This window comes from Streptomyces sp. NBC_01210 (assembly GCF_036010325.1).
GTDB lineage: Bacteria > Actinomycetota > Actinomycetes > Streptomycetales > Streptomycetaceae > Streptomyces.
In genome coordinates this window covers 8,988,443-9,009,122 of sequence record NZ_CP108549.1, presented here as the reverse complement: position 1 = coordinate 9,009,122, position 20,680 = coordinate 8,988,443, and the positions used below count along the sequence as shown (strand labels likewise).

General features: G+C 68.7%; 16 protein-coding genes and 4 pseudogenes. 15 read left to right on the top strand and 5 right to left on the bottom strand.

The window, feature by feature from the left end:
• Positions 1–25: 25 nt before the first annotated feature.
• Positions 26–811 (bottom strand): annotated as a pseudogene (locus tag OG735_RS40755) (integrase core domain-containing protein); the annotation flags it as partial.
• Here OG735_RS40755 and OG735_RS40750 point away from each other — a divergent pair.
• Entirely contained in the window at positions 764–1,441 is a 678-nt protein-coding gene (locus tag OG735_RS40750) for a class I SAM-dependent methyltransferase (protein ID WP_327328152.1), read from the top strand. The pseudogene OG735_RS40755 and the gene OG735_RS40750 sit on opposite strands and share 48 nt — an antisense overlap.
• A gap of 11 nt (positions 1,442–1,452) precedes the next feature.
• Here OG735_RS40750 and OG735_RS40745 read toward each other — a convergent pair.
• A pseudogene (locus OG735_RS40745) lies at positions 1,453–1,803 on the bottom strand (helix-turn-helix domain-containing protein); the annotation flags it as partial.
• A gap of 469 nt (positions 1,804–2,272) precedes the next feature.
• On the opposite strand from OG735_RS40745, the pseudogene OG735_RS40740 reads away from it, so the two are divergent.
• The 12 genes and pseudogenes from OG735_RS40740 to OG735_RS40685 all read left to right on the top strand — a co-directional run.
• A pseudogene (locus tag OG735_RS40740) lies at positions 2,273–2,422 on the top strand (transposase family protein); the annotation flags it as partial.
• A 114-nt stretch (positions 2,423–2,536) separates the two neighbouring features.
• A complete protein-coding gene (locus tag OG735_RS40735) occupies positions 2,537–2,797 on the top strand; it encodes a hypothetical protein (protein WP_327328151.1) in 261 nt (86 codons plus the stop codon).
• Positions 2,798–2,823: 26 nt separating this feature from the next.
• Complete coding sequence (locus OG735_RS40730; RefSeq protein WP_327328150.1) at positions 2,824–3,438, top strand: TauD/TfdA family dioxygenase; 615 nt, start codon at positions 2,824–2,826, stop codon at positions 3,436–3,438.
• On the top strand, positions 3,431–4,591 hold the full coding sequence (locus OG735_RS40725; RefSeq protein ID WP_327328149.1) for an NAD/NADP octopine/nopaline dehydrogenase family protein: 1,161 nt from the start codon (positions 3,431–3,433) through the stop codon (positions 4,589–4,591). Before OG735_RS40730 ends, OG735_RS40725 begins: the two co-directional genes overlap by 8 nt.
• Positions 4,588–6,048 (top strand): phosphopantetheine-binding protein, encoded by a 1,461-nt coding sequence (locus OG735_RS40720; protein ID WP_327328147.1) that lies wholly within the window; start codon positions 4,588–4,590, stop codon positions 6,046–6,048. The genes OG735_RS40725 and OG735_RS40720 overlap by 4 nt, the downstream gene beginning before the upstream one ends.
• Positions 6,045–7,292, top strand: coding sequence for an ATP-grasp domain-containing protein (locus OG735_RS40715; RefSeq protein ID WP_327328146.1), 1,248 nt, complete (start codon positions 6,045–6,047; stop codon positions 7,290–7,292). Before OG735_RS40720 ends, OG735_RS40715 begins: the two co-directional genes overlap by 4 nt.
• Before the next feature lie 153 nt (positions 7,293–7,445).
• Positions 7,446–8,243: pseudogene (locus tag OG735_RS40710) on the top strand (AMP-binding protein); the annotation flags it as partial.
• Entirely contained in the window at positions 8,223–8,711 is a 489-nt protein-coding gene (locus OG735_RS40705; protein ID WP_327328631.1) for an AMP-binding enzyme, read from the top strand. The pseudogene OG735_RS40710 and the gene OG735_RS40705, both read left to right, overlap by 21 nt.
• A complete protein-coding gene (locus tag OG735_RS40700; RefSeq protein ID WP_327328145.1) occupies positions 8,708–10,165 on the top strand; it encodes a flavin monoamine oxidase family protein in 1,458 nt (485 codons plus the stop codon). Before OG735_RS40705 ends, OG735_RS40700 begins: the two co-directional genes overlap by 4 nt.
• A gap of 4 nt (positions 10,166–10,169) precedes the next feature.
• Positions 10,170–11,510: an ATP-grasp domain-containing protein gene (locus tag OG735_RS40695; protein WP_327328144.1), complete on the top strand. Its 1,341-nt coding sequence runs from the start codon at positions 10,170–10,172 to the stop codon at positions 11,508–11,510.
• On the top strand, positions 11,507–12,607 hold the full coding sequence (locus OG735_RS40690; protein ID WP_327328143.1) for an NAD(P)-dependent oxidoreductase: 1,101 nt from the start codon (positions 11,507–11,509) through the stop codon (positions 12,605–12,607). The genes OG735_RS40695 and OG735_RS40690 overlap by 4 nt, the downstream gene beginning before the upstream one ends.
• Positions 12,607–13,836 carry an MFS transporter gene (locus tag OG735_RS40685; protein WP_327328142.1) on the top strand — a complete coding sequence of 410 codons (1,230 nt, stop codon included), beginning with the start codon at positions 12,607–12,609 and terminating at the stop codon, positions 13,834–13,836. Before OG735_RS40690 ends, OG735_RS40685 begins: the two co-directional genes overlap by 1 nt.
• Before the next feature lie 330 nt (positions 13,837–14,166).
• On the opposite strand, the gene OG735_RS40680 is transcribed toward OG735_RS40685, so the two are convergent.
• Together OG735_RS40680 and OG735_RS40675 are read right to left on the bottom strand one after the other, a co-directional pair.
• The gene (locus tag OG735_RS40680) at positions 14,167–15,237 is read right to left on the bottom strand and encodes a tyrosine-type recombinase/integrase (RefSeq protein ID WP_327328141.1); all 1,071 of its coding nucleotides are present in this window, start codon (positions 15,235–15,237) and stop codon (positions 14,167–14,169) included.
• Positions 15,238–15,479: 242 nt separating this feature from the next.
• Positions 15,480–17,396 (bottom strand): IPT/TIG domain-containing protein, encoded by a 1,917-nt coding sequence (locus OG735_RS40675; protein WP_327328140.1) that lies wholly within the window; start codon positions 17,394–17,396, stop codon positions 15,480–15,482.
• Positions 17,397–18,199: 803 nt separating this feature from the next.
• Between OG735_RS40675 and OG735_RS40670 the strand changes: the two genes are divergently transcribed.
• Positions 18,200–18,574, top strand: coding sequence for a hypothetical protein (locus OG735_RS40670; protein WP_327328139.1), 375 nt, complete (start codon positions 18,200–18,202; stop codon positions 18,572–18,574).
• 297 nt (positions 18,575–18,871) lie between these two features.
• Positions 18,872–19,339 (top strand): hypothetical protein, encoded by a 468-nt coding sequence (locus OG735_RS40665; RefSeq protein WP_327328138.1) that lies wholly within the window; start codon positions 18,872–18,874, stop codon positions 19,337–19,339.
• 267 nt (positions 19,340–19,606) lie between these two features.
• Here the strand turns inward: OG735_RS40665 and OG735_RS40660 are convergent, their stop codons facing one another.
• Entirely contained in the window at positions 19,607–20,311 is a 705-nt protein-coding gene (locus tag OG735_RS40660) for a hypothetical protein (protein WP_327328137.1), read from the bottom strand.
• Between the last annotated feature and the right edge of the window lie 369 nt (positions 20,312–20,680).

Genomic DNA, 20,680 nt, shown 5'->3' with positions numbered 1-20,680 from the left:
TAGCTGTGCATCTGCCGGAGCTGGGTTACACCCGGGTCTGGGTCTTCTGCTTGAGGCGTTCGTAGGGAGTTTGGCCACCGAGAGCGCCGTGCGGGCGATGGTAGTTGTAGTAGTCCTCCCACTCGCGGAGTTTGTCGTTGAAGACGCCGGTGTCATCGATGACGATGCCGGCGAGCATGCGGTAGAACTCCTCGGCATCGATGCGGTGGGAGCGTTCGACCTTGCCGTTGAGGTGCGGGGACGCCGGTTTGATGTAGGTGTGGGCGATGCCCTTGTCCAGCACGTGCCAGTGGAAGGCGGACTGGAACTCCGCGCCGTTGTCGGTCTGGATCACCTCGACCCGGAACGGCAAGCGCTCCAGGAGGTAGTCGAGGAACTGAATGGCGGTCTTCTGGTCGCACCGCGGGTAGATACGCAGCACCCGCAGCCGGGTGCAGTCGTCTATGGCGGTGAACTGGTAGTACTTGGCTCGGCGCCGTGCCTTCGGAAGCTTGCCGGTGACCGGGGCCGGGGCGGAGGTCTCGGCCGGGACGCCGACCGGTTCGATGAACTTGACATCGACCTGGACCCGGTTGCCGGGCAGCTGCTTCTCGTAGCGGGTGTAGCGCTTGTCGTGGCGCTTGTAGCGCTGGGAGGCAGGCAGCCGATTCATGCCCAGCTTTTTGAGGATGCGGTAGACCGCAGAGCAGGCGATCTCGATGTCGTGGTACCGCTTGAGGTACATCTTGATCTTCATTGGCCCGAAGTGGTAGTTCTGCCGCAGATGGACGATCTTGTTGACCACATCGGCCTGGGTGGCGTGGGGGCAGTGGTGGCGATGCTGGCCCTTGCCGGAGACGTAGCCGACCGGCGGATCCTCGACGCCGGCTGTGGCTCCGGGCCCTTGTTCGCGGCGCTGCGCGACCGTAGCGCCATCGTGAGCGGTTTCGACGCGAGTGCCGGGATGCTGGAGCTGGCCCGGCGGCGGCTCGGCGACGGTGCGGACCTGCAGGTGGCGGACCTGGGCAGCCCGCTTCCTTACTCTGATGACACGTTCGACGATGTAGTCGCGTCCCTGGTGCTGCACTACCTGGAGGACTGGGGGCCGGCGCTGGCCGAGCTGCGACGCATACTCAAGCCCGGTGGTCGGCTGATCGCGTCTGTCGACCATCCCTTTGCCATCAACCTCATGCACCGCCAAGCCGGCCGCGAGGCCGAGTACCGGTACTTCGACACCACCAACTGGACCGAAGAGTGGACCATGGGCGGCCAGACCGCGCAGATGAGTATCTGGCACAGGCCACTGCACGCGATGATCGAGGCCTTCACCCGTGCCGGTTTCCGGATAACGGTCATCAGCGAGCCAGGGCCTGATCAAGCCGCCCGCGAGCTGTTCCCCGAAGTCATCGCGGCCAAGCCGCGCTTCCTATGCTTCCTGTTCTTCGTCCTGCAGGCTGACTAGGGCCTGTGTGACGGGGTGTCGGCTGCGATGCGGTCGATCGGGAGCAGGGTGCCGTCAAGGATGACGAACGCCTTCGTACGGATCGTTTTCATCGCCTCGGCGAGTGTCGGTGCGAGGGCGGACAGGACCTCGACGGCTTCGCGTATGTAGCGAAACACGGTCGCGATTCCGATGCCGAACCCCGCGGCGAGCTGGGCGTAGGTGTCACCGCACCGCAGGTGGGCCAGGGCCAGGAGGGCCTGCTGGCCGACCGGTAGTCGCCGCCACCGCGTCCCGATCTTCTTCCGCCTGACTGTCAGTTGTCCGGTCAGGAACCGCAGGGTGCGGCTGGACAGATCAATCGACGACGGGTATACAAGCACGCGAAGCTCCTGGCGGACACGGGTGATCTTGGTCGAGAACCCGTCTACCAGGAGCTTCGTCGTTGCGCAGGACTGTCCAACTCGCGGTCAGCACCATCAGGATGAAAGAGGCTCCATGTCGTCAACACCCTTTCCTCTGATGCGCATGTGAGAGGAGGGCGTTTCAGGTGATGGCGTTCCAATACTGGCCCGGCGGGGCGAGCCCTGCGAGCCCGAAGCACGGTCGGCCATGTGATTCTGACGGTGCGTCACTGGCACGCGGAGTGGTTCCTTCTGCCGGGAACTCCCGCCCCAATGGGTGTTACTGTTCGGTAGTGCCGAACATTCTTTGTTATCACTGAAGACTCTTCAGCGTGTGCTATACATTCGTCGTGTTGGGTTCGCCAAACCCTGGTCCACTGAGCCTCTTTCATCCTGATGGTGCTGACCGCGAGTTGGACAGTCCTGCGCAACATGGAAACGCCGTCACAACAGCAGCCACGCCAAGATCCGCTGCCTGGGCGAGCAAGCCATGGCCACCCTCAAGGGCTGGCGCCTCCTGCGAAAGCTCCGCTGCAGCACCAACCGCATCACCAACATCGTCAAGGCCGTTCTCGTCCTTCACCACGCCTCAACCTGAGGTTGGAAAAGGCTCACTGTTCCGGCCCCGGTTGAGCCGGAACCCACCCCTGCTCCATCGTTCGGGAGCGCCATGCCTCTCCGCCAACCCTGCCAATCGCCAGGAGGATCACCCTTGCGTGCGCTCGACATCGACCGCAGTGTTTCAACGAAGATCGAGAACTTCGTGAACTCGGTCCTCTCCGACACCCCGTCGCAGTCCGACATGCGCTTCGCGGAGCACGTGCTCGGCAAGGGCAGGGACGTCGTGCCCGCCCTCGCCGAGGCCATGGAGGAGGCTCCGTGGGAGGCGGTCCTGCTGCGCGGGCTGCCCGCCCTCGACGACGTGGCGCAGACGAAGATCCTGACGCTGCTCCTGACTGCGCCGGTCGGCTGACCGCATACGCAGACTTCAACGCATCAGTGCTCACCGACATCCGGCCCAACCCCCGCTCGCGTGAGCAGAATGCCCAGCCGGAGCGGCTGGGCATGCACAACGACTTTCCCTTCATCGCCGACCGGTCCCGGCCCGGATTCATCGTGCTTGTCACGCACGAGGCGTCGGGTGACATCCCCCGTACGCTGCTGGCGCCGGCCGACGCGATCGTCGAGCAGCTCGACGACGAGACCCTGGCCTGCCTGCAACAGTCCAGGTACACCGCACTGGTGGGCACGAAGCTGGCCTGGCCCGAGCCGCGCCGGTTCACCTTCCCGCTCCTCGTCCGCACCGGCGACCAATGGCGCGTGCTCTACCACTTCGACTCGATCAACACCGATCCCGGGCTGAGCAAGGCCGAGTTCGAACGCTTCGACGCGGCCCGCCGCCGACTGGGCGCACTGGCAGACGAGCTCGGCGCCCAGCACGGCCATGCCATCCGCAAGGGAGAGGCACTCGTCGTACCCAACGACCACTACTTGCACGGACGCGAGCGGATGCAGGCCGAACGGAGCAACCGCCTGATTTTCCGCGCCTACGCCACCCGCCCGGACGCCCGCCCTGTGTGGGAGCCCCTGATGATCAGGCTGGGCGATGAGTGACCGCACGGTGATCGTGGGCGGTGGCCACGTCGGGCTCACGCTGTACGCGGACATCAAGCGGGCCCGCGCCGCCGCCGACGTGCACCTTGTCTCTTCACGGGTACCGGACGCGGCCGGGAACCCGCTGACCATGCGCGACATCCTGACGGGCGAGGTCCACACCGTCCCAAGTAGGCGTACGGACTTCCTCCAGGACGGCCCGGCGGGCTCCGACGCCCTGGCGGTTGCCGACTGCGTGATCGTCACGGTGCCGGACATCCCCCAGGTGCGATCCACCGTCATATCCCGGCTGCTGGGGCTGCTGGCCCACCGCCCGGTGACGGTCGTGATGATCCGTGGCGGGCAGGGTGGTGCTCTGTGGCTGGCCGAGCGGCTGGCCGATCCGCGCGCGGCCGCCTGGGAAGTGCTCCTGGTGGAGGACTCCCTCTACGGGTGCCGAGCCCGGGGCGGAGTCATCGAGTACAAGCGCAAGGACCAGATCGGAGCGGCTCATTACGGGCAACAAGACCCGAAGCTCGCACTGGAGGTTCTCGCGAACGCGTTGGGCGATCCCGAGTGGGTGAGCAGGTTCACCCTGCGAACTCCGTCCGAGCTCATCTTCGACCCGCTGGGCTACTACATCCACACCGCCGTAGCCCTGGACCCCGGCAACGTGGTGCGCACCGCACGCGGCGAAAGGTACCTGCACTACAGCGAAGGTATCGACCCCACGCTCGGCGAGCAGCTCAACGCGATGGACACCGAACGGGTGGCACTGGCGGCAGCGTACGGGGTAGAGAGCGAGACCTTCCCGCAGATCCTGCACCGCCAGTACCGACACCGGCCCCGGCCCACCTTCTACGCCACGATGGCCGCGACACGCGATCTCTACCGCTCGCTCTCGCCCTCAGACATCGACAGTCTCCGCACGTCGCGCACGCTGCGGGAGGACATACCCGCGCTGTTCACGATCCTGGAGCTGGCCCGGGTCCAGCACGTCTCCATGCCCACCACCCGTGCCCTGGCCGACGCACTGCCGTATCTGCTGGACCGGATCAGCCTGTCCCTCACGGACATAGGCCGATACCCGCCGCTGTCTCCCGGCACGGACGGCACCGCGGTACGGCGCCTGCTGGACTACCGCACGAAGCAATCGACCAAGGAAGCCTCATGAGCGTGCAGCAGGTCGACAACACCGTCGGCGATATCGTCGTGGCGCACTGGCTCGCCGCCCTGGAGTACGACGACCCTGAGCCCGACGACGACTGGTTCGACTTCGGCGGAGACAGCCTCGGCGCCGTCCAACTACTCAGCCGACTGGAACGCGAGGGGCTCGTCGCCGACATCGCCGACTTCTTCCGCGCCCCCACCCTGGCGTCGCTCGTACGGCTCGCCGGCACGTCATCGCCCGCCGAGCCAGAGGCGGCCACGACTGCGGGCTCCGGTAGCTGCGACACATCCGCGTTCTCGCAACTGCCCCTGACATCCATGCAGTTGTACACAGTTATGGCTGACGGCGACACCCGCGACTGGCACAACGACCACCTCACCGTTCGGCTCTGCGAGCACGCCACCCGCGATCGGGTGAAACACGCGGTGCGGGCCCTGGCCGTCGCCCACCCCGCGCTCACCGCCGCGTTCTCATTCTCCGACGGCAGATGGACCCAGTCCGTGCGGCCTGCCGCCCGGCGCGCCATCCCCGTCGTCGCCGTGCCGGTAAAGGGGCACGATGACCACGCCCCTGTCGATGCCACCGTCCGTGGCCTGGGAACACTCTTCAACATCGCCCGAGGCGAGGTGTCTACGGCACTTGTCTGGGAGGACGACAGCACTCCCGTCGCGCTGACCCTGCTCTTCCACCACCTGTGCGCCGACGGCCACAGCGCGGATGTGCTTCAGCACGATCTGGTCGCCGCCCTGCACGACCCGTCCGACGCGGCCCCGGCCGAGGACAACTACGTATCGTGGCTCGCCCGGCTCGCCGAAGAGACGGACGAGCGACCGAGCTCCGTGCCCCGGACTTCATACGGCGAGGAGACGGCGTTCCCCGTGGGCGGGCTGCGGCACACCACCCTCCACGTGCAGGCCGGTGACCTCAGCTCCCGGCAGATCGCTCCCGCCCTCCTCGCGGCGATGAGCCGCGCGGTCCGAGAAATGGACGATCCGCGCGCCCACAGCCTGGACATGACCTGGCATGGCCGGGATCCGATCCGAGGCTGGCCCTCCCTGGCCACCACCGTGGGTTGGTTCTCGCAGCTCAGGCGGGTGGAACTGCCCTCGGGCGCCGACTGGACGGTGCCCGACGCCGCCCGGGCGCTGGAGTCGTTCGAAACGGACAACACGGCGTACGTGACCGGGGACTCCTCCACGGCTCTGCTTACTGCTCCTGCAGCGCTGTACCTCAACTACCGCGGCTCGCTGCGCAGCACTCTGTACGCCCCGGTAGGCGACTGCCTGCCCGTCGACGTGGACTTCGGCCCTCAGTCCTCACCTGACGCGACCACTCCGTACCATTTGCGCTGTGTCGCCGACCGGGTCGATGGCAGTATCCGGCTCGGGATCAAGTACCGCCCCGACTCAGCCCTCGCCGCCGCTGTCATCAACTCCCTCCGAGCGGGGGTGGCACTGTGACCGGGACAGACTCCCCGACCGACCCGTGCATCGCGATCCTGGTGGGCACCACGCCGTCGGTCCCCTTCGCCGACCTGTTCGCTCAGGCCCGGGACCGGAAGCTGACCGTCCTCGTACCCGACGCCGTTGCCGTCTCGGCGCCCGAGATCACCGCCCTGGCCGCCTCGGTGGGCGTCCGCTGGGAGGAGACTGACGACGACCTGGTGGCCACCGGCCGTCGGCTCGGGCTCGGCACCATCCTCACCTTCGACGAGTTGTACGCCTACGAATGTATGGCGGCGACTGTCCGGCTGCGGAACGCCGGCGCCCCGAAACCTCAGGACAAGTACGACATGCGCGTGCTGCTCAACGAGCACGGACTGTCACACACCCGGACCTGGGAGCTCACCTCGGACGACGATGTCGCCGCGGCCCTCCAGGAAGTCGATGTCTTGGTCGTCAAACCACGCCGGGGCGTCTCCAGCCGAGACGTTATGGTCGTCCGCGACCTGCCGTCCTGGAAGGAGGCCGCAGCCGACCGCGAACTGGACCTGACGTCGGGCGAGTTCTACGCCGAGGAGTTTCACGAGCACCTGCCCTTCGGTGAACAGCCCGACTGGTACGCCGCCTATCTCGCCGTCGACGTCATCCACGGCAGCCGGGGGACCGTGTTCCTCGCCGCAGATCGCCGGCGCCAGGCGGCCAACTACGGCGAGACCGGGTCCCTGATACCGTCCCGGATCAGCCCGGAGCAGCGAGCCGACCTGGAGAGCTGGTCTGCTGACATCGCCGCCCTGTGGGAGGGCATGTGGCCCGCCTTTCACATCGAATTTGTGCACACGCCGCAGGGCTTCCAGCTGATCGAGGTCAACCCCCGGCTCGGCGGTCATCTGCACGTCATGCTGAAGGCCGCCGCGGAGGACGGAGACCTCATCGGCGCGGTGCTCGATGCCGTCACGGGGAATAAGCCGCACCTGCCCGAACCACGGAGCCACACGAGTTACATCCTCATCCACCCGCCGGAAGGCGCCCTGACGGTCGACTCGCCTCCGGACTACCGCAGGCTTCTGCGCGAGCACCCGGGTGTCACCGTGGCCCGACGGCGTCGCGCCGGGACCCGGTTCGATCCCCGTAACGGGACCCTGAACGCCCTGTGCGAACTCCTCGTGGCCGCGCCAGACACCCCGGCGCTCCGGACAGCGATCGACCGATCCCACGCACACGTCATCTCGTCCGCCCGCTTCAGCGACGGAACCCTCGCATGACCCTGTGGACCCGCATTGCAGAGCCAGCCGCCGCCGAGCCTGATCGACTGGCTTACCTTGGCAACGACGGCGAACACACTTACGAGGAACTGATCTCGGACGTCGCCGCCCTGTCCCGCCGGATCGAGGAGCTGGCCGCGCGACCATGTCGTCGCTGTCTCCGGCCAGCGAGGCTACGCCACCCTGGTCTGTCTCCTGGCGTGCCTGGCCACCGGCCGGGTGTACCTGCCGGTGGACGAGCGATGGCCGCCCGACCGCGTCGACCTCGTCGTGTCCGAGACCAACGCCGTAGTCCTGCTGGAGGCGGGCGACGACGGGAAGCCGCACGTCGCCGCCGAGTACGGCACAGAGGCGGCGGCTCCCCGGCCGGGACTGGGTTACGTCATCTTCACCTCCGGCTCGACGGGACTGCCCAAGGGCGTCATGGTCGAAGAAGCGGTGCTGGAGGAACGGCTGTCGTCGCTGACACCGCTGTTCGCCGAGGGCCCGCCCCCGACGTTCGTCCTCAACACCTCCATCTCCTTCGACATCTCGCTGATAGAGCTGCTGCTCCCACTGCTGGTCGGCGGTACGGTGCTCTGTCCGCCGCCGCTGAAGGGCGACCCCCGGGGCTTCGCCGACTTCATCACCAGGCACGGGGCCACCCACGTGCAGGGCACTCCGAGCTTCTTCAAGCTGATCGAGGCGTTCAACCTTGATCTCCCCGCAGATCTGGAGGTCTGGTGCGGAGGTGAGGCCCTGGACTCGTCTCTCGCCGAACGGCTGGTCGAGCGGTTCGGTTGCGTACGCAACTTCTACGGCCCGACGGAAGCCACCATTTGGTGCACCTTCCACACTCTGACCTCGAACGCCCTCGACTCGGTCGGCCTGCCCTTCGGCGGCACCGAAGTGTTCGCGCCGGGCGGCGACGACCGGCATCCGGCCGAGCTCATGCTCACCGGGCGCGGGCTCGCGGCCGGGTACGTGCGCCCCTCCGACGATCAGTGCCGGTTCGTCGAAATGCCTGGCCACGGCCGCGCCTACCGCACGGGGGACCTCGGTTGGGTCGCCCCCGACGGAAGTGTCCATGTGGCGGGGCGGATCGACCACCAGGTGAAGATCAACGGATACCGGCTGGAGCTGACAGAGATCGAATCCGCGGTCGAGAGCCACCCCGAGGTACGCCAATGCGCCGCGTTCATCCTGCCGAGTGCGGACGAGGGGCCCGTCCGGCTGGCCGCCTCGTACGTCGCGCACAGAACAGTTCCGGTACGGGAGCTGCGTGAGCACCTGCGCCGCACCCTGCCGTCGTACGCCGTACCCCAGCAATTGCACCGAGTGGACGAACTGCCACTCACCACTGCCGGAAAGGTGGATCGCAAGCTCCTGCAGGCCACGGCGGTCCGGGCCCCGCAGGCGCTCGTGGCGGTGGAACGATGACCGCCCAGAGAGCCATCGGGAAGGTGGATCCGGCCTCCCGCACCGACTGGATCCTCCCCGGCGACGTGGCCGGGGCGCCTGGCGCTGAGCACCTGAAGGGGAAACGGATCGGGGTCGTCGGCGGCGGGATCGCCGGTCTCACCACCGCCTACGTGCTGGCCGGGATGGGGGTCCACGCGGACCTCTTCGAGGCTGCGGAACGCTTCGGGGGGCGCGTACTGACACTCCGCGACGGCGACCCGATGCCCGACGACCCGAGCCGTACGGCTAGCCTCCCGGAGGGCCAGCTGGTGGAAGCCGGGGCCACCCGCGTGCATCCGCACATGGTGACCATGGAGTACCTGCGCCTGCTGGACATACCCGTCGCCCCCCTGGTCACCCGCAACGACGACGCTCTGCTGCGCTTGGGCGAGGGAGACGCCGATTCCGTCCTGCGTCAGCGGGACTGGTGGCAGGAGATCCGTCGCACCGCCGTGCGCCCGGATGTCGACGCGGCGTTCCCCCACCTCGTGGCAGATGCCTCGGCGGACCAGGCGCCGCACCGCACTCGGCGAGGCCTGCGGACCCTGAGCGACGTCGGGGACCCGACGGCGCCCGCGGCCGAGAGTGGAGAACAGCCGACGGCGTCCACCCTCCTGGACACTCCCACGGCCCGAGCCCTGCTGGCTGATCTGTCGGCGCTGAAGTCGACCACCCTATTCCGCATCGTCGGCGGCAGTGATGTCCTGATCTCCCGGCTCGCCGAGTCCCTTCCCGCCTCCCAGCGGCACCTGAGCCACCGGCTCTCCTCAGTCGCAAGGTCGGAGGAGGGCGTCCGGCTAGGCCTCACTACCCCGCTGGGCACACGGCACGAGACCTACGACCACGTCATCCTGGCCATGCCTCCCCACCAGCTCGCCGATGTGGACACGGACTTCCCCGCCGACATCGGCGCCGCGCTCCAGGTGCCGCTGCCACGGCCCGCTGTCAAGGCGTTCGTCACCTACGCCGACCGGTGGTGGGAGAACGAACTGGGCATCTACGGCGGCACGTCGTACCCAGGCGCGCCGGTCGACCGGCTGTGGTACCCGAGCACGGCCTGGCACGACCGGGGCGGCACGCTCACGGCCTACTGCCTCAAGGACAACGCCGCGGCGTTGGAAGCCATGGACGAGAAGTCCCGGCACCGCGTCGTCGTGGAGCGGATCGCCGAGCTCCACCCCGGGGTACAGGCCGCCTCGACCCCGGTGGCGGTCCACTCGGTGTCGTGGTCAAGGGTCCCGCATGTCCACGGGGCCTGGGTGAACTGGCCCGGCTACGAGGACCCGGCATTCCACCGACTGCGAGCGGGCCTGGACCGGGTCCAGTTCGCCGGGGACTGGCTGAGTCCGCTCACTGCCTGGATGGCCGGGGCGCTGTCCTCCGCCGGCGAGGCGCTGCTGAGGACGATCGAGTACGCACATGAGAGGAAGTAGGGCCATGCCACGGGTGTTGCTTATCGGTTCGGACAGGTTTTTCGCGGAAGCCTGTGTCGCACGAGGGCTGGAGGTCGTCGCTGTCCGCAACGCCGGCGCCGTACGCAACGGAGTGCTCACCTTCCCCGAGGAGGTGCGACAGGTCCCGGTCTCGGACCAGACCGACACCCAGTCGGTCGTCAGCGGGCTGGCCCACGCCGGGCTCTCCTTGGGCGACTTCGACGGGATCTACACCAACTACGAGCTCGCCGTGGTGATGACAGCAGGACTGGCCCAGGCGGCCGGGGTGCCCGGCCCGGGCACGAACGTGGCTGTTTTGATGCGTGACAAGTACCTGCAGAAGCAGCGGCTCGCCGAGGCGGGCGTTCCGGTGGCGCGCTCACAGGTGTTCTGGGCTCCGCCGACGCCGGGGGACGTTGAGGCACTCGGCTACCCCCTGGTGCTCAAGCCGGTCGCGGGCGTGGGCACCGAAGCCACCGTGCGCGTGGCGGACGCCGAGGCTTTCGACAGGGCCGTCGCCTCGTTCTTCCCCGCCGGGACAGCCCACAAGGGCCTTCAGATCGAGCAGTTCGTCACCGGCGAGGAGTTCTGTCTCGACGGCTGGGTGCACGACGGCACGATCGGATTCAGCTCGGTGGGGCGCTACGCGCAAACCTGCCTGGAAGCCGTCGAGGCCGAGGCAGCCCTGCGGATCTACCGCTGCACCGAAGCCACGCACCCCGGGCTCACCGCCGAAGCCGACCGACTGGCCGCCGAGGCGCTCGCCGCCCTCGGCCTGCGCTCCGGCGTCTTCCACCTGGAATTCTTCCGGCTCCCCGACGGGCAGCTGGTTTTCAGCGAATGCGCGGCTCGGCGCGGGGGCCCGTTCAACGAAGAAGAAGTACGGGTCTCCCGGTCCGTCTCACTGGCGGAGGCCTCCGTGGACCTCTGCCTGGGCTCGGAGCCGAAAGCCGCCCCGTCCGAACCAGCCTGCGAGGTGGGCTCGGTCCATCCCAAGCTCCCTCCCGGCGTGGTCCTCGACCTGCCGAGGGCGGAGGAACTGGCCGCCCTCGACGGGGTGGAGTACGTCCGTTATTACACCTACCTCGGCGCCACCTACGCCGGGCCGTCCAGCTCGCTCTACCAGCCGGCGGCCGCGATGCTCGTGAGCGCCCCCACCGCGGCGGAGCTCGACCGCCGCCTCGACCGGGTGGAGATCGCCTTTGTGACAGGTTCCGTGGTGAGCCCTAGCAGGTCGCCCCGCGCCATGCGGGACTTCCAGAGCGAGGTACTCGGGCGGGACGACCTGCGGTACCGGCCCTTCACCGGCGGTCCGGACCACGGCGGACACGGGAGAACCACGTGAGCGCGGCAACAAACGCCCGCCGCACGCCCGGCCGGGTCCTGGTCGTCGATCCGGCGCTCGGCGACCAGGCGCTGACCGAGCTGGCCGCCCTCGTCAGCCTCGGTCTGACGCCGACGGTCAACCTCCGGCGCGTCACGGACGCCGGGCTCCGGGCCAGGATCGAAGCCGACTGGGAGACGGCGAACTTCGATGGGTTCTCCGAGGAGGAGCTCGGTCGGCGGCTAGAGGACGAGGGACGCGGCTACCACGCCCTGAAATGCCGGGCCGGTATTCCGCTCACCCGGGCGGTGCTAGAACGGGCGACGCGGGACGGGCTGCGCCACCGCCTGGCCTTGGTCGGGCGGGCCGCCGCCGGATCGGACACCTTCGACAAGGCGGCGGCCGAGGAGCTGGGCGTCGCCATCCGGACCACACCGGGAGCCAACGCGGCGGCGGTGGCCGAGCACACGGTGGCGCTCATGCTCGACGCCCTGCGCGGCGTGTCCCAGCGGTCCGGCGCCCTGCGCGACGGCTCGTGGAGCACGGCGGTCCAGGAACTGCCGGCGGGCAGCCTCGCGGGTGCGCGCGTGGGCCTTGTGGGGTCCGGAACCATCGCCCGGCACGTGGCCGAATTGGTACGGGCGTTCGGCGCGGAAGTGTGGGTCTGCGGGTCGCCGCGGTTCACCCAGCATCGTGCGGACGGATGGCCCGGCCACCGGGTGCAGTCCCTCGCCGAGCTGCTGGCAGGCTGTGACGTGGTGTCGGTCCATGTGCCGGCCACCGCACAGACCGAAGGCCTCATCGCGGCACGGGAACTGCGGTTGATGCGACCCGACTCGGTCCTGATCAACACGGCTCGGGCGAGCGTGGTGCCGGAGGAGACCCTCGACCAAGCACTGCGCGACCCCGCCTCCGGGCCCCGGCGAGCGGCGGTGGACGTCTTCGAGGCGGAGGGAGCGGGCTTCTCCTCGGTTCTCGCGAAGAACCCCCACTGCACGCTCTCTCCGCACGTCGCGGGCATGACCCGATCTGCCATGCGAACGGCATCCTGTCGTATCGTGGACGAGTTCGCCCGGTTCCTGGAGGACACCGGGCTGTTCAGCGGCGGTGCACGCTGATGCCGGGCCGGTTTCCCCCGAGGCGGGCCCTCGGCTGGGCGACGCTGGTAAACATGGTGGGAAGCGGCGCCTACGTCGCTGGCCTGACGGTTTTCCTGGTGCAGACACGGAGCGTCTCCGCAGCGGTCGCCGCGGCCTGCATTCTCGTCAGCACGCTGGGCGGCAAGTTCGGCGCCCTGCCCTTTGCTTCGGCGATCGACCGGCTCGGCGGCAGGACGGCGTACGTCTCCAGCAAGGTCGTGAGCGGGCTCGCCGCAGCAGCACTTCTGGTGGCTTCGTCGCCGGTGTTGATGACCGGATGCCTGATCGTCTACGGGCTGTTCTCCGCAGTCGGCGGGACGGCACGCAACCTCATCATCCGGGATATTGCTCGCACGGAGACCAAGGTCTACCGGGCCAAGCTGCGAAGCCTGGCCAACACGGGCATCGTGCTCGGCAGCAGCGTCGCGGCCGCCGCTCTGGCCTGGGACGTCCCGCGTGGGGCAGCCGTGTGTATGGCCCTCAACGCGGTGTCGTGTCTCGCGTGCTCCGGGCTCGTGGCGACGAGTCTACCGCCACCCGAGCACTCCTCAACGGGTCAGGCGCAGATCGCACAGCCCACCGTCTCCGTGTGGCGGCTGCTGGCCCGGCCGCGCCTGACCGTCTTTCTGGCGATCAGTGCCATCTTCTCTGTGATGACACCGGTACTGACCTATGCCGTTCCGCTGTGGGTCTCCGGGTACGTCTATCCCCATGACGCATGGCCGGTCGGCATCCTGGTGGCCACGAACGCCGTCATCGTGATCGCGCTACAGGTCCCGGTCAGCCGCTACGTCGACCGACGCTGCCGGCCGGAAGCGGTGATGGTTTTGGCGGGCGTGATGCTGGGCGGCGGCCTGGCGACTGCCGGGGCGAGCGCCCTGGTATCGGGACCGCTCTCCCTCGTGGTCGTCGGGCTCGCCATCATCTTAGTCTCCCTGGCAGAGGTGCTGTTCTCCGCAGCCACCACGGAACTGCTGTTCGCTCCCGACATGGCGAGCCACCTGACCCGCGCCTCGTCGCTGTTCACCTTCGCCTGCGCTGTGGGCGAAGCCATCGGTCCGGCCCTACTCCTGGCGATCGTGCTCCGTCCGGAGGCGATCGGTTGGTTCGCGGTCGCAGCGGCGATGTGGGCGTGCGCGCTGTTCTACGTACGCGCGGTAGCCCTGCTGCGCTCACGGGAGGCTGATGAACAGGCGGTCGCCGCCTGACCGCGGACCAGATCCGTCGCCCCGGGGGGTGCCCCTATCTCTTTGGTCAAGGTGGAGACTCTGCTGCGCAACTCGCTGGACCCGCAGGAACAGCCGCCCGGAGCGCCGAGCACGGCCGCGTCGCCGCAGGTCGCGGAGTGCAGTCCAGCGGCTCCGAGGAATTGCGCAGCAGAGTCGGTGGAGACTCTGCTGCGCAATTTGCTGCGTGGGGTGGGGCGGGTCCGCGATGATCGTTCCTGAGGTCGCTTCTCTGTCGTGCGGCCGTGGAGGGAGGGCAACCGGAATACGTCGGAAATAGGCAACAGCATGTGAAGCCTGGCCGGTAGCCGGTCAGCGGTGTGCGCGTCGTGCGGCCGGATCGCGGGAAGCGAGATGGGCGGCGACCGCGTCGACGCCGGGGCGTGCATACCGCTCCAGGGAGCGGACCGAGGCGTGGCGGGAGCGGGCCAGCAGCATCGGCGTAGACGTGCCGCCCTCGGCATCGTGGATCAGGGCACTGTGGCGGAGCCGGTGCAGCGTGAAGCCGTCCAGGTCCTCGATGTCCTCGGGTGAGGCAAGAGGGTTGGCCAGCAGCCGGGTGTTCTCCTCGAAGATCTCCTCAGCCCGGCGGTACGACAGCCTCGCTCGCCCGGTCTCTGGGCACACGTCCAGCGTCGGCGTCCCGGCCGGAGCCTTGCGGCCGGTGAGAAACAGCGGACCACGGGCGCGGCCCGCGATCAGGCGCGGCAGCAGCTGGGCGGTCCCGGACTGCCAGTGAATCCACTCCGTCGCACCGCCCTTGGCCAGGGTCCGGCCCCGCTTGTCGCCCGGGTACAGGTCCTCCACGTTCAGGCACAGCACCTCATCGGCCCGCGCCGCCGACTCGTAGAGCATCTTCCAGCACGTCTTCTCCCGCAGCGCGACGTCCAGCCGCCACAGGGCGGCGATCTGGTTTTCGGCGAGGGCCTTGGTGCGGTCGGGCGGGGCGGGCCGCCGCTCGATGCCGACCGTCGGATCGCATTCGATCCAGCCCTGGCGCTGCCACCAGCCGATCGCCTTGCGTGCGATGGACAGCTCCCGGTTGACGGTGTCGGCGTCCATCGCGTCCGCCCGCGTGGCGGCGAGCTCGGCCAGCACCTCCGGCAGCATGGGATCGTCCATCGCGGCTACGGCGAAGAGGGGCGGTGTCGCGCCGCGGCGGGCCGGTCCGGTCGGTGCGCGTTCGCCGGCGAACATCCATCCCCACGTCGTCAGTGAGATCCGGTAGATCCGCGCGGAGGACTTCGCGATGCCGGCGCCGGTGAGGTACCGCTCTACCGCCGTCGCGTACGTGGCCGGCGGGGCGGACATGGGCATGACGCGGGCGTGCGGCAACCTGAGCGCACCCCCGCCCTTGAGTTCGTTCACTGGTTCGACTGACACGCCCGCCCCGCCCTTCCGGCACTGCCACAGTAAATGCGTACACCTCACCCCGGCGGCCGAAATGCCCCGCCGCAGGTCATGATGATCACGGTAGGGGCTCCGCCGCGGTAAATCCGGTATTTACCACGACAGAGTGCTGACGATACGTCAGATCGAAGATGGCGAAGCGGCAGCCCGGATGGAAGATCGATCTCGACGTCGGCGGCTGCACGACGGATGCCGGACACGAAACGTGACGGTGGCTACTTTGCGTTACCTGTCGGGCAGCGGCAGCTATACGAGAACTGGGCCGACACGTATGCCGCGTCGACGGTTTTCGCACCGGACGGTGCGATCACACTGACATGGAGATACGTGGTGAACGTGTTGCCGGTGATGCCCAGCGACAGATCGGCGCCGGCCTCCGCCTGGAACAGGGATTCGGCGTTCTGCGCAAAGCGGCCGATGTCTGCCTGGACCGGGTCGCCCGTGGTGGCCAGCTGTGCCAGGTCCACTGGCCGGGACAGCGTCAGCGTCAGTTTGCCGGTGTCCAGATCGCCGCCCGGCTGCACGGCAAGCGTGTACGTGCCCGACTCGGGCAGCGCCGTGCTGTCCCAGTCCTCGGGAGAGCCCGTAGAGACCGAGAAGCTGTCCAGGCGCGTCCCGTTCGGCCGGCGCACGTCAACCTGTGTGGAGGTGGCGAACCCTGTTGCCGTCGCCCCGATCGACACGCGCTGGCCCGCCTCGGCAGAAAACCGGGCGATTCCGTTCTGTCCCGCGCGGGCGAGGGAGAGTTCCACCGCCGGGCCGGCCGGATCGAGGGCACCGGCATCCGCATAGTGCGACGCAGTGAGCGTCACCGTGCCGGTGCCGGCAGCGTCGGGGTCAATGATCAGCGTGTAGCGGCCGGACTGCGCCAGCGTGTCCAGGTCCAGGCTGCCTGTGGACTTGGCGGAGACGTAGTCGTACGCAACCTCCTTGCCGTCGGGCCCCAGCAGCCGTGCGTACAGGGCCTTCGTCATGCCGGCACCATTGATGCCCAGGCTCAGGGACTGCCCCAGTACGCCGGAAAAGGCCAGCTTCCCGTCCTGGCCCGGCCGCGAGAGCGACATGTCGGCGGCCGGGCCGGTGTAGTCGAGGGTCCCTCCCACCGGGTACGAGACCGTCACGGTCACGGCACCGGTGTTGCCCGAGCCCGGGTCCAGCACGAGGGAGTACGTCCCGGACAGCGGCAGACTCTGGACCTCCCAGTCCCCGCCGTTGGAGCTGACCGACGTGGAGCCGGGCATCTCCCGCCCCAGCGGGTCGACCAGCTTCAACCGCAGACCGGCGGTGAACGTCGACGCGCTGAATCCGAAGCCGATGTCGTCGCCCTGCTCGGCGTCAAACAGCACGCGTGCCTGCTTGCCCGTGCGGGTCACCGGCACCGACGGCGGGGCGTTGTCCGTCACCGACGTACGCACCGTCGTCTCGAACTTGTCCTCGCCGCCGCTGAGCGGCACCGTGAAGTCGGACGCCGCCGTCGTCTGCCCGTCCGGGGTCTCCACCTGCAGCCGGCCGGTCGTCGCACCCTGCGGCACCGTAACCGTCACCGACGTGGCCGTGACGCTCACCAGCCCAGCCACCGCACCGCCGTTGAACCGCACCACGTTGTCAGTGGCCGCCGCCGCAAACCCGGAGCCGGAGACCACCACCTGGGTGCCCGGCGCGCCGGAAACCGGCTCGATCTTCGTGATGGCCGGGCCGGGCGGTGCGACGGTGAACGTCTCGGGCGACTGCACAGTCTTACCGCCGACGCTCACCGAGACGCTGCCACCCGCGGCACCGACGGGGACCTTCACCACCAGACGGCTCGCCGACGCCGACACCACCTCGGCCGACGCGCCGCCGAAAGAGACCGCGTTGGAGGGCGCCGCGGTGGCGAACCCCGTGCCCGACAGGGTCACCGTCGCGCCGACCGGGGCGCGTACCGGCACCAGGGACAGCACCGTGAGCTGACTGGAGGCGAACCGGTCGATGCCAAGCCGGTTGCCCGCCGCGTCGTAGCGATAGCGAGCAGTCTCACCAGCCGGATCCGTCACACCGACCAGACGGCCGGCCGCGTCGTAGGCGTACAACGCATGGTCCGTCGTCGGCCCCGCCGCTGCTGTCGACGCCTTCGGCTTACCCGTCCGCGTCACCGAAGGCGGCCCAGAATTACCCGGCTTCGGCCCCCCCCGAATCTGCCGGCGAGACCGAAGGACCCGGCGACGTACTACCGGAGGGAACCGGGCCGGGTGACTCGGCCTGCGCCGAGACCGTGCCGGCCGCCAACGCCAGCACCAACGCGCCCACGGTCAACAGCCGTCTGCGGAAAGGAAGCCGTACCCCGAACCGTTCGCCGCGCATACGCACCGCGCCCCCTAAAGTCCCCCTGACGAGCCACACCAGAACTCATCAACCCCGCACTCCCCATGCGAGGCGTCACAACCTACCCACAAGTAGTCACAACTGCCCTCGAGTTGAACGAGCCCACGCCGCGGATCCCCGCAGAACCAGCCACGCAATCGATCACACGTTCCCACTCAGGGGCAAGGGCGTTCACAGCCGTCCAGCCAGGACACTCCCGCCTCAAAAGCCCCCTCAGAAAGGCAAGGACCACCCGGCCGACCCGGCTGCAGATTGCCCGAAACCGCAAGGGAGTTCACGACGACCGCGTCACGGATCCGGACCAGGGCGGCCTGCACGAGACGGGCCCATGCCGTGAAGCCCGCCGACCTGCGCTCACCCATACAGGGGATCAATCACCGTGAGGGGAAGCGGGTCCCCGTCGGGGAAGTCTGTGCCTGCCGGCAGGCCCCGAGGGCTGGCGTCTGGTGCTGGTGCCGCTGGCCTTGATGCTGGGTGTGGCGGCCGGCAGGTGGTTCTACTTCGTGTTCGGCGAGGCGGCCGAGGCCGTCACGGTCGGCGTCACCGCCGCCGACATCGCCGTGCAGCTGGTGGAGTGTGGCTGCAGAGCGAGGTCGGCCTGCGGGAGATGGAACAGCGGGTGCGGCGCTACGACCTCGCCATCTCCCGCAGCTCCCTGCACAAGATCCTCAACGAGGACCAGCTCCCGCCGGTCAAGGTCCTCGCCGCCATCGTCGGCGCCTGCGGCGTGCCACAGGACCAGATCGACGTCTGGATGTACCACCGGGCCCGGCTCGAGATCGCCGAAGTACGGCACATGCGAACCACCGCGACCGCCAAGTCAATCGACAGCCACAGCCACACCGGGCCGCTCACGCGGATCTCGTACGGTCCGGGCCGGAGCCTGCAGATCCTGATGGCCGCCTGCAGCCTGATAGCGGCCCTGCTGCCGCTGCTCATGCGCCTGTAGTCCACCCTCATCCGCTCGCCGGTTGGGCCCCGGAACCAGCTGGATCCGGGGCCCACCGGCCTCCCCCGCCGCGCAGCCGCCGAACTGCGTGCCAAGTCACGGATAACCAGGACCGGGACGCAGCCGAGGGCCCGCCGCGGCAGGCGGCGGGCCCGGGGCAGGACCAGGCGGCCAGGCCAGGCGGACGCGGCGGGCTACAGGCGCGCTTCGGCTGGTTCTCTGCGCTGTGTTCCAGGTCCGTGCAGGGCGCGGCTAGCATCCTGGCCAAGGCATGTCCGCTGAACCGAAGGGGTGCTCGTGGCGCAGGTTGTCCGGGGGCAGCGCGTGAGTGCGTACGTGGGGTACTACGCATTCGGGTTGCAGGAGTCCGACGATGCGGACCTTCCCGTACCGTTCCCCGACGACTTCCACCGCGATGCATTCCTCGGCACCCATACGGGGCGTCTGGACATCACAAGTGGCGGTCACACCCACACTGCCACGGTGGACGTCGAGGTGTGGGACGCATCTCCGCCGCCGCAGGATCCTGCGGACTGGGATGAGCAAGCAGAAGCTGATTTCGAGTCGACGAGCGGACAGCTTGCGGTGTGGTCGATGCACACGGGCCGGATGGACGAGGTCATCAAACTGGCGGACTCGGGCGGCTCCTGGCGTGTCCGGGTCAGCTGTACCGGCCGGGCCGAGGCCGCTGCGCTGTCGGAGGGCCAAGGCACCGGTGTCGGAGTGGAGCGCTACCTCATCCAGTTCTGGCCGGCCGACGCATAGAGACTGCCCGCGTACTCGGTCCCGACACCTCCGGCGCACAGGCTGCCGTTCCAGGACCTTGGCCACCGCGGCGTCCACCTCAGTGCGGCCCCGCTCTCGGACCCACGAGCCGTAGTGGCCGCCAGAAGAGCCGGCGGCACCTCGGCCGGGCGCCGCAGCAGTTCGGAGGGAACGACCGCCATCCGCTGCGCGCGGTACAGCATGTTGACCGCGTGATCGCCGAGGGAGACGAACCATCGTTCTGCCCGATGTGCACGGGTTCGGGCATCAGCCCTGCCGCCGGATGACGTTGCGGGCGCTGTCGCCGGTGGAGATGATCCCCTCGTTGTGCCGGACCGCGACCGCGCGTTCTCCCGAAGTACCCGGTACCCGAGTTTCCTCCGTATTCGGGCTACCCTGGTCGTCCCCGCCTGGCGGTACGGGCCCGTGGAGCCAGGCGCGCAGCGGGCCGTTCTTGCTGGCCAGGGTCACCGGGTTGAAGTCGGCTGCCGGGATGCCGTGGTGGTCGTGGCGCACGATTCCTGTGTGGACGCCGTCCGACACGCACAGCGCGAAGCCGTCAGCCCGCTCGCGCAGAGCTTTGCGTAGCAACTGGGCGTCCAGGAGGCGGCAGGCATGGTTGAGGTCGGAGCCCACCCACCCGCCGTGCTGGTCGATGGCGACGTACCCGGTGGCGACGACTCCGCGCAGTCGGATCTGCGCCGAGCTGGACGCCAGCCGGTTGTATCCGTGCAGTTGGGCCGGAACTTCGGAGAGCAGGGCGCGGAGCAGAGCCGTCACGGAGGCGTTGGCATCGATCAGCTCCATGACGGAGTCGCCCCGGTCGGCCCGTATCCGCAGTGTTTCCTCGATGCCGGCGTATTCCAGGGCACGGTCGGCGATGTCGTAGAGCACGCGCCGCAGATGCGCCTGCTCGACGTCGTCCCGGTCGCTGTACTTCTCGATGTCGAGCAGGAGGATCGTCCGGCTCACGGGGTCAATCATGGTCGCCTTTCGGTGGCTCTCGATGGCGTTCGGTCGCTGCTAACGCAAGAGTGCCCGATATCAGAAGGGCGGCGCGGCTGGAGGCGCCGAGATCGCCATGGGCATGCGCGTACACGCATACACGCTGGGCGGCGCCCGGGTCCGGATGCGCTGCCTCACCACCGGAGAACCCGGCCCGAACGGCACGGAAGAACGCCCGGAGGAGTGCCTGGCCGCCGGCGCCATCCTAGGCGTGGACTGCGGTCGTCCGCGTCTGCTTCGACGCGGCTGAGGGACGGGAAGACCGTGCGGCCCGTCGGCGGACACTGTCGCCGAACTCTACCGACCAGGCCCGCTCTGGCGCGTCGCGCCGTCGGA

Excerpts from the sequence above, each read along its gene's own strand:
- OG735_RS40750 (WP_327328152.1), top strand. The coding sequence starts at position 764 with ATGGACGATCTTGTTGACCACATCGGCCTGGGTGGCGTGGGGGCAGTG.
- OG735_RS40725 (WP_327328149.1), top strand. The coding sequence starts at position 3,431 with ATGAGTGACCGCACGGTGATCGTGGGCGGTGGCCACGTCGGGCTCACG.
- OG735_RS40720 (WP_327328147.1), top strand. The coding sequence starts at position 4,588 with ATGAGCGTGCAGCAGGTCGACAACACCGTCGGCGATATCGTCGTGGCG.
- OG735_RS40705 (WP_327328631.1), top strand. The coding sequence starts at position 8,223 with ATGCTCACCGGGCGCGGGCTCGCGGCCGGGTACGTGCGCCCCTCCGAC.
- OG735_RS40700 (WP_327328145.1), top strand. The coding sequence starts at position 8,708 with ATGACCGCCCAGAGAGCCATCGGGAAGGTGGATCCGGCCTCCCGCACC.
- OG735_RS40695 (WP_327328144.1), top strand. The coding sequence starts at position 10,170 with ATGCCACGGGTGTTGCTTATCGGTTCGGACAGGTTTTTCGCGGAAGCC.
- OG735_RS40685 (WP_327328142.1), top strand. The coding sequence starts at position 12,607 with ATGCCGGGCCGGTTTCCCCCGAGGCGGGCCCTCGGCTGGGCGACGCTG.